Genomic DNA, 14,315 nt, shown 5'->3' on the forward strand with positions numbered 1-14,315 from the left:
ATGGAGCCGGATCGTCCCGTGCGGAGTCCCCGCTGGGGAACCGGAGCTTTCACTGAATGAAAGGCCGGGCTCTCGCACCTGACGGTGTGGCTGCCGTGCCGGCGGTACGGCAGCCACACCCGGGCGTCACCTGTTCTGCTTCTCCTGGCACGGCACGCAGAAGCGAGCGTGCGGGAGAATTTCGAGCCGCTCGGCCGGGATGCTCTGGCCGCACCTCTGGCAGGCACCGTAGGTGCCGTCGCTGATCCGGTTCAGCGCACCGGTGATCTGCTCGATGTTCTGGCGGGTGGCCAGCAGCAGCGCGGCCTGGTTGTGGGCCTCGCCGGGGTCGCCGGTGTCCGCGTTGAGCTCGGTCAGTTCCCGCAGCCGAGCCGTCTGGGTGGCGAAGTCGTCCGCCAGGGACGCTCGTAGGTCAGCCAGCCAACTCTGGTCGAGAGTAGGACGATGATCGACGCTCATGATCTGCCTTCCAGGGAAAACGGGTGGGAAAAACAAAAAGGGCCGAAGCTTGGATAGCTTCGCCCTGGCGGTCGTTCTGGGTATGCAACGACTCCGCAGGTGGGCCTCGGCCGGTTCGCATCGGGCTCGACGTTGTGCGCGCGGGCGCGGTGTGCGGCGCGCGGACAACCGGCACCCGCATGTCGGCCTTGGGACGGGTCGCCGTCGGCACGCGCACAGCACCGCCCACCGCCACCTCGGTGGCGGCGGGCGAGCGGAAGGTCACCGGCGGCATGCCCCAACCATAGAGTGGCGTTGCCCTAATGCCAACGTTCGCGGCGGGACCTCGTTCCGGCCACGAACTGCCACTTTTCGCCGTAATAGGGCCGTTGCCCGAATCGATCGACGCCGTCCGGTTCTCCGTTGGCACGGTGTCGCCGGTTGGTCAGCCCGGTGTGAGGAGGCAGAACTCGTTGCCCTCCGGGTCGGCGAGCACCCGCCACGGGACGTCCTGCCCCAGGTCGATGGGGGTCGCACCGAGACTCCGCAGCCTGGCCGCCTCGACCTCCGGGTCGTCACCGGGGTACGGGCGGACGTCGAGGTGGACGCGGTTCCACCCGCTCTTCACGTCAGGGGTACGGACGAACTCCAGATAGGGGCCGACACCCTTGGCGGAGCGCAGTCTCGCACCCTGATCGGTCACCTCGTGCAGGGTCCAGTCCGTGGCCTCGCTCCAGAACCGGGCCATGGCTCGCGGATCGGCGCAGTCGACCACCACGGCGGCGATCGGTCCGGTGTCCCGGTAGAGCGCCCGGGGCTCCAGCACGCAGAACTCGTTGCCCTCCGGGTCGACCATGACCGTCCACGGCACACCGCCCTGGCCCACGTCGGCGGCGGTTGCGCCGAGATCCGTCAGGCGGGCGACCACCTGCGCCTGGTGGGCCGCCGAGGTGGTGGCGAGGTCCACGTGCACGCGGTTCTTCACCGTCTTGGGCTCCGAGGAGACGATGAGGTCGACGCAGACAGCGACGGGGTCAGGGTAGACGAAGCCCTCGGGTTCGAGGTTGGTCACGCCGGGTCCCTCACTGGAGATTTCCCAGCCGAGCGCCTGCGCCCAGAATCCGCCCAGCGTGGAGTCGTCCCGAGCCTTCATGTTGATCTGAACAAGCCGTGTCGCCATGCCGCGATGCTAGGGCCTGTGCCCACGTCTCGCTGACCGTCGTCGCCGCCTAGCGCACTACCGTCCGCGATCGTCCGGGAGCTGCTCCTTCGTCAGGTGGAGCAGCCACCCCTCGCCGGTGCGGATGAGCGCGTATCGCCGGCGACCGGTGCGGCCGTGCAACGTGAACAGCATCCGGCGGTCGGTGCGATCATGCTCCTCCCAGGTGCCGATGTCGGCGATCGACTTGTCGACGTCCTCGTAGGTGAGGTGAGCGAGGTCGTGGTCGGGCACGGCGATCGCGAGCCGGTTGTCGCTGGGGCTGTCCGGTAGACCGCGAGGCACCGCCCACGAGCGCAGCACACCATCTTCCTCGAGCCGCAGGTCGAAGTGCGGTCGTGGTTTGCGGTGGTGGTGCAGGACGAAGGCGGGTGCCACTCCCCCATTGTCGGCGCAGGCCGGCCCTCCCGCCTGTCGACGCGATCACCTCACGCGGCCGAACCCACCGTCAGTCACTTTTTGCGTGACACGCATATTTGCGTGTCACGCAATTTGTGCTAGCGTGGCGGCATGACGGGGCTGCGGGAGCGCAAGAAGGCCGAGACGCGGGCGGCGCTTGGTTGGGCTGCGATCCACCTCACCGCGGAGCGTGGCTACGACAACGTCCGCGTCGAGGACATCGCCGAGGCTGCCGGCGTCTCCCCGCGTACCTTCAACAACTACTTCTCCAGCAAGGCCGAGGCGATCGCCTCCCGCCACCTCGACCGCAGCCTGCGCACCGCCGCCGCGCTGCGCGAACGTCCCGCCGACGAGCCGCTCTGGGTGGCGCTCACCCAGGCCGCGCTGGATCAGTTCACGCGCGGTCCCGAGGTCGAGGCGATGCCCTCCCCCGACCATGCCCGGTGGGTGGCCGGCGTACGCACCATGCTCGCCGAGCCCGCGCTACAGGGCGAGCGGCTGCGCGCCACCGCCCTCGCCGAGGCCGAGCTTGCCGCGGCGGTCGCCGAGCGCACCGGCACCGACCTCGCCACCGACATGTACCCGAGGCTCGTCGCGGCCGCCGCCAGCGCCGCCGTCGTCGTCGCCATGCAGCACTATCTCGACAGCGCCGACCCACCCGCCCCGATCGAACGCCTCATCACCGACGCCTTCACCCAGGTCGCCGCCGGCCTCCCGGCCCCACCCCGCTGAAGCTCCGCCCTCACGCAGGCACCACCTCACCCACGTCTCCAGCCGCATCACAGTCCCGCGGCGGGCCGGCCACGTGCCGCGCCTGCCGTGGCGATGACGCGCACCCCGAAGGGATCACGACCATGATCGACGTCGCCATCGTCGGAGCCGGCCCCAACGGCCTCATGCTCGCCTGCGAACTGGCCCTCGCCGGCGTGCACCCCGTCGTCCTCGAACGCCACGCCGCGCCCACCGGCGAGCCCCGCGCCAACGGCCTCGTGGGACAGGTCGTCCGCCTGCTCGACCGACGCGGCCTCTACGCGCGGCTCAGCGGTGAGAGCACCCCGCCGGCCCCTCAACCGGCCTTCACCTTCGGCGCGTTCCCGCTGGATCTCACAATGCTCGCGGAGAACCCGCACTACGTGCTCGGAGTGCCGCAAGCCCAGCTCGAGGCCGGTCTCGCCGTCCGAGCCGCCGAGCTCGGAGTCGACCTGCGCCGCGGCCACGAGGTCGTCGACCTCCGCCAACGCCTCGACGCGGTCGAGGTCCACCTCGCCGACGGTACGCAGCTCACCAGTCGCTTCGTCGTTGGTGCCGACGGCGGCCGCAGCGTGGTGCGCCGCCTCGCCGGTATCGACTTCCCCGGTGTCACCAACGACCGGTCGATCTCCCGCACCGCCACGGTGACCGTGCCTGCGTCGTCCCTCGACCCTGAGACAGGCGGCCTGCGCGTCCCCGGTTACGGTGTCGTCCCGCCGTTCCAGCACACCCGCACCACGCGTGGCCTGATCGCCTGGGCCCCGTTCCCCGGCCGCCCGGCGATCCTGAGCACGACGGAGTGGCCCGACCCGCCAACGAACGACGAGACCCCGATGAGCCTGGCGGAACTCCGCGCCAGCGTCGCCCGGGTGCTCGGTGCCGACATCCCCCTCGGCCCGCCTGACGGCCCCGGCCTGCTGCGGCGCTTGACCGGCCGCAACACCCGCATCGCCGCCCGCTACCGCGCCGACCGGGTGCTGCTGGTTGGCGACGCCGCGCACGTGCACCCCGCGATGGGCGGCCCTGGCCTCAACCTGGGCCTACAGGACGCGGTCAACCTGGGTTGGAAGCTCGCCGCCACGGTGCGCGGCTGGGCACCGAAGGGCCTGCTCGACACCTACGAAAGCGAGCGTCGCCCCGTCGCCGAACGGGTCGTCATGTCCACCCAGGCGCAGTCGGCGCTCATCGGCCCTGGCGACGAGATCAGCGGCTTGCGGGAACTCTTCGCCGAACTGCTGCGCAAGCCGGAGGTGACCGGGCACATCGCGGCGCTGATGTCCGGTGCGGACATCCGCTACCCCGCCGATCCCGCCGACCCTCTGGCCGGCCGCTGCGCGCCCGACGTGGTCGTGCACACCGAGCACGGTGCGACACGCCTCGCCGAGCTGACCCGCACCGCCCGGCCGCTGCTGCTGGACTCCACGGGTGCCTACGCCGGGATCGCCGCACCATGGCGAGACCGGGTCGACGTGGTCACCGGCTCACTGGAGGGCACGACAGCGGCCGCGTTGCTCGTACGCCCCGACTGCTTCATCGCCTGGTCCGCCGGGGACGCCGGCACGCTGCGCGCCTCGCTCGCCCACCACTTCGGCCTTCCACGATGACCACGAACCCATCTCGGGCTGGCCCTCTTCAGCGTGTCTTTGCGGCGTCGTACGCCTTCCAGTCCTCGAGCGGAGTGAGCGGAACCGGCACGGGCCGCTGTGCCGTCGTCGTCAGCTCGATCCGCTGGCCTTCGCTCGCCGACCGGAGCAGGCTGGTCATGGTTTCGAGTACGTGCAGTGCGACGTCGCCGTCAGCGCGCGGGGGACGCTGACCGTCGGCCCTGACAAGGTCGATCAGACCGATGCCCCGGGAAGCCTTGGCGTAACCAGCCTGCGGTTCGAGAGCGCGCCATTCGGTGCCGCCGAGCGGGAAGAGGCGGACCTCACCGTCGAAGTAGTTGGGATCGGGTACGGCGAGCGTGCCGGTCTCCCCGTGCACCTCGATCGGCGCGGCCGTCGTCCTGACGCCGTCGAAGCTGGTCGTGATGGTGGAGAGCGCACCGTTGGCGTGCTCCAGTACGCCGGTGAGGTGGGTGTCCACATCCACCGGGATCCGCTGGCCGGTGCGGGGGCCCGAGCCGATGACGCGCTCGGCGCGTAGACGGCTGGAGGCTCCGGTCACCGCCCGGACCGGCCCGAGCAGGTGGATGAGCGCCGAGATGTAGTACGGCCCCATGTCCAGCATCGGGCCACCGCCCGGGGCGTAGTAGAAGTCGGGATTGGGATGCCAGCGTTCGTGTCCCGGAGTGACCATGACGGCCGACGCGGACATCGGGCGGCCGATGAGCCCGCCGTCGATCGCCGCCCGCGCCGTCTGCGTACCCGTACCCAGGACGGTGTCCGGCGCGCACCCGACGCGCACGCCCGCCGACGCGGCCCGATCGATGATCGAGCGGCCGTCCGAAAACGTCACGGCGAGCGGCTTTTCCACATACACGTTCCTGCCGGCGTCGATCGTGGCCAGCGAGATGTCGGCATGCGCCGCGGGGATGGTGAGGTTGAGCACCGTCTGCACGTCCGGGCGGGCGAGCAGGCGCTCGACGCTCATCGCCTCGGCTCCAGGAATCGTGGCCGCGACCTCGGCCGACCGGGAGGCGTCGAGGTCGGCCACCGCGACGATGTTGACCTCAGGGTGGTCCGCGAGTGTGTCCAGGTACGCGCGGGAGATGACCCCGAGACCTATGACGCCGACGCGGTGCGGGTCGCCCACACCATCCCCCTCTCGATCACGGTACGGACATCCGCGTGCTCCAGCACGTCGAGGCTGTGCCCAGGGGTGGTCACGACGATGCGCCCGGCACCCCACTGCCGGGTCCAGATCGCCGGTGAGGTGACCGGGCGATGCCACGGATGCCACGCCTGCGTCGGGTGGGTGGTCACGGCCAGCACGTCGATCAGGTCATCGTGCAGCACCCAGTACTGTTCGGTGACCAGGTCGAAGGCCTCGATGCCCGCAGTGATCGGGTGCTCCCGGCCGAGGTCGATGACGCGCACCGTGTGTGGCAGGAAGTTGTCCTCCGGGCCGCCGTGACGCTCACACGGCTCCAAGCCCGGATGGGTCGCGAACTGGCCGCCCACCAGGTGCAGGTATTCCGATGACGCGCGGAACGAGTCCACGATGCCGCCGTGCCAGCCGGTGAAGCCCGTGCCGGCGATGACCGCCGCGCTGAGGCCCGCCACCTGGTCCGCGGTGATCTGCGACATCGTCATGCACTGCACGACGAGGTCGGTCTCGGCCATCTCGGCGGCGTCGGCGTAGATCTCCGTCGACTCCTCGACCCGTACGGCATAGCCGCTTCGTTCGAGGAAGGGGAGGAACAATTCCGTCGCCTTGACCGGCTGGTGCCCCTCCCAACCGCCCCGAACCACCAATGCTCTCCGCTGCGCCACCGTCGCTCCCTCCCACGGTCCGTCGCCACCGGGCTGGCCCTTCCCGCCCCGACGACATGCCGCCGATGCCCGTACGTGTCGAGCACCGAAACCGTACCCGTGGTCGCCGACAAAGCCGACGTACGCCGGCTTCCGGATTCCACTTTGCCCGGTCGGCAGTCGCCGCACCACTGACGAAACCGGTGCTGGACCGGCGCAGAGGGGTCGGGGCCGGTCGGGTTGGATCGTGAGCATCGCGGCGGAGACGCCACAGGGCTCACGACCGGCATCGACATGAGCTGACGACCGTGTCGATCACGGGTTTTCGCTGACGAAGCGCCCGTCGCGGATCAGCCGCTACGGCGGTTACCCCACTGGCGAGGGCTCTGGACCGAGCCCCGGCCGCCGAAGTGCTGGCCCTTTCCGTGTGGTTGGGGCGAGGCCACCTTGCCCTTCGCGCGCCGGGCAGCCCGATTCGCCGGAACGGCCGGCGGCTCGGTCTCGGTCTCGGTTTCGGCCGCTGGTGAGGTCTCGGCAACCACCGTGGGGTCGTCCTGGGCGGGCTCAGGCTCCGGCATCGGGTTCTCCTTGGATCTGGTGGGGTCCTGCGGGCCATCGACGGCTGGCGGACGCGGACTGTCGGCGCCGGGGCGCGCGCCTTGACGGTAGCGCAACGCCAGGCCCCGCTCAGTGCTCCCCCACTCCGACGGGACAGTCGTTACCTGCTGGCCGCCGGCGCGGACGGCGTCTTCAGAATTTCCGGGTACACGGGGATCAGATCGTCGAGCTCCACCTCTACGAGGACTCATTCCAGGTGGCCGACGCCTACGCCGAATGACCGGCGTCACTGCGGCCCGCACATCCCGAGTACCGGGTTGTGCGGGCCGGAGGGTGGCTCAGTGGCACCGTCGAGACGACAATTCAGACGGCCGTGCGGGACCACTGCTGGTTGGTGCCGGAGTTGCACGAATACTGCTTGAGGACCACTCCGTCCGCGGTCGCCGCGGCCGGCACGTCCACGCACTTGTTGCTGTGTCGTGCCCGGAGCTGGAAGTAACCGCCGTTGGCGACCATCTGGAACTGCTGGTTGGTGCCGGTGCCGCAGGTGTACTGGACGAGCTCGGCGCCGTCGGCGGTCGATGCGCTCACCACGTCGAGGCACTTCCCGCTGTGCCGGCTGACGATGCGCCAGTAGCCACTGCCGGCGTCCTGGAACTGCCACTGCTGCCAGGCACCACCGCCGTACGTGTACTGCCCCACGCGCGCGCCGTTGTCGGTGTTGGGCTGCTGGACGTCCATGGCCTTGCCGCTGTGCCGCACGTCGATCCGGTAGAACGTCCCCGTCGATGGCGGGGGTGTCGTCGGGCCGTCGCCGACGGTGTCACCCCACGCGTACCGGATCCGGTCCGCGCCGGAGGTGTTGCGGACGGTGAGATTGAGGTTGGTGCCGCTGCCGCTGAGGGCGAACATCGAGTACCAGTCGTAGCCGATGGTGCCCGTCTTGCCGCCGAGGGCGGGCCAGTAGGTGCCGCCCATCTGGTTGTCCCGCATGACCTGGGCCATGGCCCGGATGTAGCGCACGAAGTTGTCGGTGCTGCCCGCGTCGGCGTAGTTGCGACCGTCGTTCATCGGTGCGCCGAACTCGGTGGCGACCGCGCGGGAGGCGCAGTTGCCGAGGCGGGCCTGGATGTGGCTGCGGAAGGCGTCGTAGGTCATCGCGCCGTAGAAGAAGGCGTAGTAGTGGAAGGAAAGCAGCGTCGAGTTGAAGCGGCTGTCGTTGCAGATGTCGCGCAGGTCCTGGCTGAAGCCGGTACCGCCGATCAGCACCCGGCCGGGCACCGCCGAGTAGTGGTAGCTGAGCCAGTTCGCCGCGACGTTGCGCCACTCCGCCGAGCTGTAGCCGTGCGGCTCGTTCATCGGCTCGAAGTAGACGTTGGTGTTCGTGCCGTACGTGTTGGTCACGGTGGACCACATCGCGTTCCACGCGGCGAGGTTCGTGATCCTGCCGCCGGACGCGGCGCCGTCCTCCCAGTAGGCGAGGATGACCTTGAAGCCGCGGGCGGTGGCCGCGTCGATGGCGCCTCGGTACGCCTCCCACCAGGCCGTCCCCACAGTGTGGGTGTTGATGGGCAGCCGGATGGTGTTGACCCCCATGGTGGAGGCCATGTCGTCGTAGAGGGCATTGGCCTTGGCCCGCACCGTCGCGTTGCTGTCGGACATGCTGAGGCCCTGCACGACGAGCGGGCTGGTCTTGAAGTTGTCACCCAACATGGCCCAGTTCATGCCGCGGAACTGGTTGGTGGCGGCAGTGGCCGGCGACGACGCGACGGCGACGACGCCAACCATCGCCGTCAACGCGGCCACCAGGGCGCAGAGCACCCGTCGATGTGGTGCCACAGTCGGAACTCCTTGGAGAGGGACCAGGTTCAGCTGGTCACGCGGAAGGTGGCGTCGGCACGGCTCTGCGCGTCGGACACCGGGTCGAGCCGGAGCAGGTAGCTGTAGTGCCGGAGGTAGCGGTCCGGATGGCTGTAGGACTGGAACGACGTCCACGATGAGTTGGCGAGGCCGGCGACCTGTCGGAAGGTGGCGTCGGCGGCGAAGGTGGCGGTGCCGTCGTTGGCTTCCAGCCGGAAGTCGTATCCGTAGTGGCGCAGGTAGTGGCCCGGGTAGTTGACCGACTGGATGGAGACGGTGCCGGAGCCGACCAGGCCGGGCACCAGCCGCCACTGGCCGTCCTGGGCAGGGCTGACGTTCGGGTCGATGCGGACGTCGTAGTCGTAGTGCCGCACGTACCGGTCCTGGAAGTTGTACGACTGGATCCGGTTGACCGCGGTGGCGGGCCAGCGGGCGAGCACCCGGTTCTGTTCGGCCGCGGTCAGGTTGAGGATCGTTCCGTGCCGTTTCTTGGTGCCGCCCATCGCGTACGAGCCGGACGCCGGCAGTCGGTAGCTGCCCGGGTTCGACGGATCGGTGGTCAGGACCGGCAGGTAGCCGCGCCCGCTGGAGTACTGGTCGAGGTAGAGGACCCACTCGTTGCGGGTGTTCGTCTTCATCCACATCGGGCCTTCGACCTGCGCGCCGGTCAGCCCGATGCCGGAGAGGTTTCCGAGGCTGGTCCAGGTGCCGAGGATGGAGTTGCTGCCTTCGATCGCGATCTGGCCGTCCCGGGAGGCCCGGACGTAGCGGTAGGCGCCGACTCCGGCCGGCACCTCGACGATCTGGGTGTCGATGATCTCCTGGTTACCGGGTCGGTTGATGTAGGCCTGCGGTGTGGTGATGCTGCGGAAGTTCGCCGTCCGTGCGGAGTAGATGCGGTGCTTGGTCGCACCGTTGAGCGGGACGTTCGTCGCCCAGTAGAGGACGTAGTCGCCGGTGGCCGGGTTCCAGATCGCCTCCGGAGCCCAGGCGTTGCGCCCGTCTGGAATTGCGCCGGCGACGTTCAGCAGCCACGGCGCCGACCAGTTGACCAGGTCGGTGGACTCCCACACGACGAGGTTGCGGCTGCCGTTGTTGATCGCGGTCGACCAGTCCTGGCCGCAGCCGATGCACAGGTCGGTGGCGATGATCCAGTACCGGTCGCCGGCCGGCGAGCGCACCAGGGCGGGGTCGCGGACGCCGCGGGTGCCGACGGTGGACCGCAGCACGAGCCCACCGTTGTTGAGGTCGGTCCAGCGTAGGCCGTCGGTGCTGTGGGCGAAGTAGATCTGCTGGTCGGTCGACGACTCGCCGGTGAAGTGCGCCATCAGGTAGCCGACGGTCGGGTCCAGCGCGGCCGCCTCCTTCGGTGTCGCCGCCGACCAGGTGGTGAACAGCAGACAAGCGGCGACCATGACCGCGCAGAGCCGGGCGAGGACTCTCGACATGTGTCTCTCTCCTTCGCGCAGGGGCTTACCAGTCAGCTAGAGCGTTGGTACGACGGGCCGGATGGTGCCGTCGGTGCTGAACTCCATCCGGTCGATGGCGGTCTCGCGGTTGGTGCCGTTGCCGATCGGCACGGCGAAGCGGTGGTAGGCGATGCGGGTCGGCGACCACCACGACAGCCACGGCGGCCACGGCGGAGAGCACGAGGAGGGCACGTAGACGCATCGTCGATGCTCCCGACAGAACCACCATCCCGGCCCCTCTCGCAAGATCATCTATGTTAGCGTTAACAAGAGCAGGCGGCGTCCGGTCTCAGGCCTGGGCGGCCCTGGCAACCGGGTGGAGTGTTCGCAGCGGGGCCTCTGGCGCTTCACACGACCACAGACGCAATGTGTTCGGCTCGTTAAGTTCGCGTTGCGGACAAGTGTTAGCGATCGCATCTACGAGTGTCAAGGGATCGACCGTGGCCGCTCCCCTGCGACCTGAATCCATCGATGGACGACGGCGAAGTCCGCCTCGGTCAGGCCCGTGTACGGGTCAACGCGATACAGCAGCGCCCGTGCCGGGTGGTGAGCCCTCACCCATCGGCGGTCGGCGTCGGTGATTTCGTCGTCAAGCCAGACGAAGGGGCCTCCTGCTGCCCACTGGGTCAGGAACGCGGTCTTCCAGTGCAGGCCACGCCCCGTCTCCTCGTCGTCGTCGGGCCAATCGACGACGGGCAGGTTCGGAAGCCCGAGCCGGGGGGAGACGACCTCGTTCGCCTCCGCCATCCACGTCGTTGCCCAGACCAACCGGCAGCCCAGGGCGAGCAGCCGACGACCGTCATCCGGGTTGAGACGATCAAGGAGGGGATTGCCGGTGTCTTCCGACTGCCGCTTGGCGGTACCGCCCGACGAACGTCTCCGGCCAACCGGTCGGGCCTTGAACGGGATCAGTGGTCCGTCCACGTCGAGGAAGATGACCGGACGTCGGTCGACGCCGGGAGTCACGCCGGAACCGTCCCCTGCCGACCTTGATCGTCGAGCACCTCACGCACCTGCATGAGCGCGAAGCCGAGCAGGTTGAGCCCTCGCCAACAGCCGGGGTCACCCGCAGCAGGATCGTCGCGGTTCAGGCCGATGCCCCAGATCCGGTCGACCGGGCTGGCCTCCACCAGGACTCGCTGCCGGGTGGCAAGCAGAAACGCCCGGAGCGCGGGATGCTGATCGAATTTCGCGAGGTTGCCGGCCACCACGATCGCAAAGCGGTGTTCACTCCAGGTCTGCTGATCGAAACCCGCGACGCGTCCCCCCAGCACCTTCGCGGCGTGGGGATGCGGCGCGGCGAGGATCTGTTCCGCCATCGCGCGGTCGCCGAAAAGGGTGGCCTTGCGCCACATCATGTAGTGCTCCGCAGTGGCGAACCGCATGTCGTCGGCGGTGAACGGCGCCGGCCACCACTGGCTCAGGCAGCCTGCACCGACACCCCCGTCACGTTCGGGCTGGTGCCCCCAGAAGAACAGAATTTTGACCTGATGACCCTGCGCCTGCGCAGCGGCCAGATCCGCGACGCTACGAACCGATGCCAGCATGATGGCGAGTGTGCGGCACCGGCGCTCCGCGTACCCCCGTATTTTCGACCGCGACCACGTGCTCGCGGCCGCCGCGACGCCGGGCATGCCCACAGCGCTGTGACATATTGCCCACGTCCGGCGGCCATCGAACCCGACGGCCGATACCTACAGTCGGACCATGACCATCGACGACGGCGTGCGGGTCTGGCTCCGCCGGCAGGGAGCTGAGCAGATCGCCCATCCCGGAGGCAACCTGTACGTCCACCTCTGTCGAGTCAGCGAACGACTCGCCGTGCTCGGCTGCGCCCATGACGTGCAAGCAGCGGGCCTCACCCACGCCGTCTACGGGACCGACGGGTTCGACGTCACCCTGGTTGATCGGGCCGATCGTGCGGTGCTACGGGATCTCGTTGGCGCCGACGCCGAGGAGCTCGTCTATCTGTACGGCGCCTGCGACCGTGGACGCAGCTGGCAGGAGCTGGCGAGGACCGGCGAGGTGTTCGACCGCTTCACACGTCAGGTGCGGACGCCCGGTGAGACTCAACTTCGGTCGCTCGTGGACCTGAGCATCGTCAACGAGCTGGACGTCATCGAGCACGATCCTGCGGTGGCGGACCGGCACGGGGTCTACTTCCGGGAGCTGTTCGCGTCGTGGGCCCCGATCGCCTCGGAGCAGGTCATCAGCGATGCGCAGCGGGTCCTGCGGCAGTGACGTGGTCGGCCACCGCCACCTGGAATCCCGCAGCACGGGCCGCCTCAGCCTCGGCCACGAAGTGCTCGTCCGGGCGGCGTGGACGCAGCGGGTTCGCGGGAACGATCAGGATCACCCCCCGTATCCTGCCCCGGAAACCGGTTGCCCGTCGCCGGGGTCGCGCCAAAGATCAGTCGATGCCCAGTGACCAGGCAACCCCCGACTTCTCAATCAAACCCACCCTCACTGGTGAGCGGGTGATCCTGCGTCCCTTCGTCGACGACGACCTGGACACCTTCCGGGCGGCGGTGGCAGACCCCGAGGTGGCCAGGCTGACCGGCAGCCCGGCCGACGACGTACCCGACGAGGAACGGTTGCGTTCCTGGTACGGCAGCCGCAACGCGCAGACCGACCGACTCGACCTGGCCGTCGTGGACCGCGCCACCGGGGCCTGCGTCGGCGAGGTCGTCCTCAACGACTGGGACCCCGCCAACCGGAACTGCAACTTCCGCACCCTGCTCACCGCCGCCGGCCGCGACCGCGGCCTGGGCACCGAGGCGGTACGCCTGATCGTCGGCCACGGTTTCGAGAGGCTCGGCCTGCATCGCATCTCGCTGGAGGTGTTCGCCTTCAACCCCCGGGCCCGGCGGGTGTACGAGAAGGTCGGCTTCGTTGCCGAGGGTGTGCTGCGGCAGGTCCTGAGCGACGGCGACGACTGGGTTGACGCCACGGTGATGTCGATCCTCGCGCCCGAGTGGGCGGAGCACCGGGGACGCCCGAGCGCCGATGATGGGCGGCAGCCCCCACACGCTCGATGCGAACCCGCCGCCACCCCCCTATCTTGCGACGTCGCGGAACGGCTGCCCGTCCTCGATGGTCGGTAAGGCTGCGCTTCTCGCGATCCAGCGGTCGACGTAGGTCTTCAACCCGTCGGCGTTACGCGCCGTGGTCATCCAGTCCCAGGCAGCGTCGCGGATCTCACGTTGGGCGATCATCTCAGTACCGTCGCCGTAGTCGAACGGGAAGCCGTCGACGATGTCCGACAGGTCCCCGAATAGTGGGTAGAGCTTGCCAACACTCCCCTCGCTGACCTCGCTGACCTCGGCGTTCAGCTCGGTCAGCGCCCCCATCAGCTCCCCGATCACCAGCACCGAATCCTCTGCGCCCTTCAGCACGCGGTACATGTACTCATCGACGAGTTCGATCACAGCAGGCAGCGAAGCCGGTACGGTGTCGGTCACGCTCGCATTGTCGTCGGCGGTGCCACCCGCGTCGCATCTGCCCCGGCAGCACAGAACGCCTCAGCCGGGAGCGGGCGCAGGACTCGTACCCGGGCACCAGCGGCGGTGGTGGAGCTACGCGAAGGTGAGGCCGTCGGACCGGGCGCGTTTGAGCTCGGAGAAAGCCCGGCAGCCGGCGAGCAGGCGAGCGCCGTCGAAGACGCGGACGGCCTCCTCACCACGAGGGACCGAGGTCAGCACGGGGCCGAAGAAGGCCACGTCGTCGACGACGACCGTCGGGGTGCCGAGGTCCTCGCCCACCAGTTGCTGTGCGTGGGCGGTGCTCGCCCGCATCTGCGGGTCGAGGTCGCTGCGGTGGGCGGCGTCGGCCAGGTCGGCAGGGAGGCCGGCCTCGGCCAGCGCCAGCGGGACGACGGTGTCGAAGTCCTTGTCGCCGGCGTCGTGGATCCGGCGGCCGAGCGCCGGGTACAGCCGTGCGAGGGCGGCGGAGCCGTGTTGCGCGGCGGCCGCCACACACACCCTGGCCGGACCCCACGCCCGGTCGTTGAATTCGCGGTACCAGGGCTCCAGATCACGATGCTCGTTGATCACCGCGAGGCTCATCACCTCGAACCGCAGGGTGAGCGGCCGCATCTTGGCGACCTCCATGAGCCAGCGGGAGGTGATCCAGGCGAACGGGCAGGACGGATCCACGTACGCCGTGACCACCGGAGCTGACGTTCGAGTCGAGTTGTCTTCCATGGAAGAC

The 14,315-nt window shown here is 69.2% G+C and carries 17 protein-coding genes; 4 read left to right on the forward strand and 13 right to left on the reverse strand.

What is annotated here, in order from left to right:
* Nucleotides 1-126 precede the first annotated feature (126 nt).
* From DLJ58_RS28670 to DLJ58_RS28680, 3 genes are all read right to left on the reverse strand, one after another.
* Nucleotides 127-459 (reverse strand): TraR/DksA family transcriptional regulator, encoded by a 333-nt coding sequence (locus DLJ58_RS28670; RefSeq protein ID WP_124860955.1) that lies wholly within the window; start codon nucleotides 457-459, stop codon nucleotides 127-129.
* 424 nt (nucleotides 460-883) lie between these two features.
* Complete coding sequence (locus DLJ58_RS28675; protein ID WP_124860957.1) at nucleotides 884-1,618, reverse strand: VOC family protein; 735 nt, start codon at nucleotides 1,616-1,618, stop codon at nucleotides 884-886.
* A gap of 57 nt (nucleotides 1,619-1,675) precedes the next feature.
* Entirely contained in the window at nucleotides 1,676-2,035 is a 360-nt protein-coding gene (locus tag DLJ58_RS28680; protein WP_124860959.1) for a DNA polymerase ligase N-terminal domain-containing protein, read from the reverse strand.
* 132 nt (nucleotides 2,036-2,167) lie between these two features.
* On the opposite strand from DLJ58_RS28680, the gene DLJ58_RS28685 reads away from it, so the two are divergent.
* Entirely contained in the window at nucleotides 2,168-2,788 is a 621-nt protein-coding gene (locus DLJ58_RS28685) for a TetR/AcrR family transcriptional regulator (RefSeq protein WP_091399920.1), read from the forward strand.
* A gap of 122 nt (nucleotides 2,789-2,910) precedes the next feature.
* Nucleotides 2,911-4,410 (forward strand): FAD-dependent monooxygenase, encoded by a 1,500-nt coding sequence (locus DLJ58_RS28690; RefSeq protein WP_124860961.1) that lies wholly within the window; start codon nucleotides 2,911-2,913, stop codon nucleotides 4,408-4,410.
* 28 nt (nucleotides 4,411-4,438) lie between these two features.
* Here DLJ58_RS28690 and DLJ58_RS28695 read toward each other — a convergent pair whose 3' ends face one another.
* The 8 genes from DLJ58_RS28695 to DLJ58_RS28730 all read right to left on the reverse strand — a co-directional run bounded on the left by DLJ58_RS28695 (nucleotide 4,439) and on the right by DLJ58_RS28730 (nucleotide 11,653).
* Nucleotides 4,439-5,560, reverse strand: coding sequence for a Gfo/Idh/MocA family protein (locus tag DLJ58_RS28695; RefSeq protein ID WP_124860963.1), 1,122 nt, complete (start codon nucleotides 5,558-5,560; stop codon nucleotides 4,439-4,441).
* Entirely contained in the window at nucleotides 5,530-6,240 is a 711-nt protein-coding gene (locus DLJ58_RS28700; RefSeq protein WP_124860965.1) for a ThuA domain-containing protein, read from the reverse strand. The genes DLJ58_RS28695 and DLJ58_RS28700 overlap by 31 nt, the downstream gene beginning before the upstream one ends.
* Before the next feature lie 329 nt (nucleotides 6,241-6,569).
* Nucleotides 6,570-6,797, reverse strand: a complete 228-nt coding sequence (locus DLJ58_RS28705; RefSeq protein WP_124860967.1) for a hypothetical protein — start codon at nucleotides 6,795-6,797, stop codon at nucleotides 6,570-6,572.
* Between the two features lie 343 nt (nucleotides 6,798-7,140).
* The gene (locus DLJ58_RS28710) at nucleotides 7,141-8,616 is read right to left on the reverse strand and encodes an RICIN domain-containing protein (RefSeq protein WP_244219172.1); all 1,476 of its coding nucleotides are present in this window, start codon (nucleotides 8,614-8,616) and stop codon (nucleotides 7,141-7,143) included.
* Nucleotides 8,617-8,645: 29 nt separating this feature from the next.
* A complete protein-coding gene (locus tag DLJ58_RS28715) occupies nucleotides 8,646-10,085 on the reverse strand; it encodes a glycoside hydrolase family 43 protein (RefSeq protein WP_124860969.1) in 1,440 nt (479 codons plus the stop codon).
* Between the two features lie 36 nt (nucleotides 10,086-10,121).
* Nucleotides 10,122-10,358 (reverse strand): hypothetical protein, encoded by a 237-nt coding sequence (locus DLJ58_RS34330; protein WP_208741386.1) that lies wholly within the window; start codon nucleotides 10,356-10,358, stop codon nucleotides 10,122-10,124.
* A 174-nt stretch (nucleotides 10,359-10,532) separates the two neighbouring features.
* Complete coding sequence (locus tag DLJ58_RS28725) at nucleotides 10,533-11,072, reverse strand: HAD domain-containing protein (RefSeq protein WP_124860971.1); 540 nt, start codon at nucleotides 11,070-11,072, stop codon at nucleotides 10,533-10,535.
* Nucleotides 11,069-11,653 carry an NADAR family protein gene (locus DLJ58_RS28730; protein WP_124860973.1) on the reverse strand — a complete coding sequence of 195 codons (585 nt, stop codon included), beginning with the start codon at nucleotides 11,651-11,653 and terminating at the stop codon, nucleotides 11,069-11,071. Before DLJ58_RS28730 ends, DLJ58_RS28725 begins: the two co-directional genes overlap by 4 nt.
* 160 nt (nucleotides 11,654-11,813) lie before the next feature.
* On the opposite strand from DLJ58_RS28730, the gene DLJ58_RS28735 reads away from it, so the two are divergent.
* The gene (locus DLJ58_RS28735) at nucleotides 11,814-12,347 is read left to right on the forward strand and encodes a DUF6817 domain-containing protein (protein WP_124860975.1); all 534 of its coding nucleotides are present in this window, start codon (nucleotides 11,814-11,816) and stop codon (nucleotides 12,345-12,347) included.
* Between the two features lie 176 nt (nucleotides 12,348-12,523).
* Nucleotides 12,524-13,210: a GNAT family N-acetyltransferase gene (locus DLJ58_RS28740; protein WP_124860977.1), complete on the forward strand. Its 687-nt coding sequence runs from the start codon at nucleotides 12,524-12,526 to the stop codon at nucleotides 13,208-13,210.
* Here DLJ58_RS28740 and DLJ58_RS28745 read toward each other — a convergent pair.
* The gene (locus DLJ58_RS28745; RefSeq protein WP_124860979.1) at nucleotides 13,163-13,567 is read right to left on the reverse strand and encodes a hypothetical protein; all 405 of its coding nucleotides are present in this window, start codon (nucleotides 13,565-13,567) and stop codon (nucleotides 13,163-13,165) included. The genes DLJ58_RS28740 and DLJ58_RS28745 overlap by 48 nt on opposite strands.
* 114 nt (nucleotides 13,568-13,681) lie before the next feature.
* Complete coding sequence (locus DLJ58_RS28750; protein ID WP_124860981.1) at nucleotides 13,682-14,308, reverse strand: mycothiol-dependent nitroreductase Rv2466c family protein; 627 nt, start codon at nucleotides 14,306-14,308, stop codon at nucleotides 13,682-13,684.
* Nucleotides 14,309-14,315: the final 7 nt, after the last annotated feature.

It is taken from the genome of Micromonospora arida (genome assembly GCF_003857035.1).
Lineage (GTDB): Bacteria > Actinomycetota > Actinomycetes > Mycobacteriales > Micromonosporaceae > Micromonospora > Micromonospora arida.

Excerpts from the sequence above, each read along its gene's own strand:
- DLJ58_RS28740 (WP_124860977.1), top strand. The coding sequence starts at position 12,524 with ATGCCCAGTGACCAGGCAACCCCCGACTTCTCAATCAAACCCACCCTC.
- DLJ58_RS28735 (WP_124860975.1), top strand. The coding sequence starts at position 11,814 with ATGACCATCGACGACGGCGTGCGGGTCTGGCTCCGCCGGCAGGGAGCT.
- DLJ58_RS28730 (WP_124860973.1), bottom strand. The coding sequence starts at position 11,653 with ATGCTGGCATCGGTTCGTAGCGTCGCGGATCTGGCCGCTGCGCAGGCG.
- DLJ58_RS28705 (WP_124860967.1), bottom strand. The coding sequence starts at position 6,797 with ATGCCGGAGCCTGAGCCCGCCCAGGACGACCCCACGGTGGTTGCCGAG.
- DLJ58_RS28690 (WP_124860961.1), top strand. The coding sequence starts at position 2,911 with ATGATCGACGTCGCCATCGTCGGAGCCGGCCCCAACGGCCTCATGCTC.
- DLJ58_RS28675 (WP_124860957.1), bottom strand. The coding sequence starts at position 1,618 with ATGGCGACACGGCTTGTTCAGATCAACATGAAGGCTCGGGACGACTCC.
- DLJ58_RS28715 (WP_124860969.1), bottom strand. The coding sequence starts at position 10,085 with ATGTCGAGAGTCCTCGCCCGGCTCTGCGCGGTCATGGTCGCCGCTTGT.
- DLJ58_RS34330 (WP_208741386.1), bottom strand. The coding sequence starts at position 10,358 with ATGATCTTGCGAGAGGGGCCGGGATGGTGGTTCTGTCGGGAGCATCGA.
- DLJ58_RS28670 (WP_124860955.1), bottom strand. The coding sequence starts at position 459 with ATGAGCGTCGATCATCGTCCTACTCTCGACCAGAGTTGGCTGGCTGAC.
- DLJ58_RS28685 (WP_091399920.1), top strand. The coding sequence starts at position 2,168 with ATGACGGGGCTGCGGGAGCGCAAGAAGGCCGAGACGCGGGCGGCGCTT.
- DLJ58_RS28750 (WP_124860981.1), bottom strand. The coding sequence starts at position 14,308 with ATGGAAGACAACTCGACTCGAACGTCAGCTCCGGTGGTCACGGCGTAC.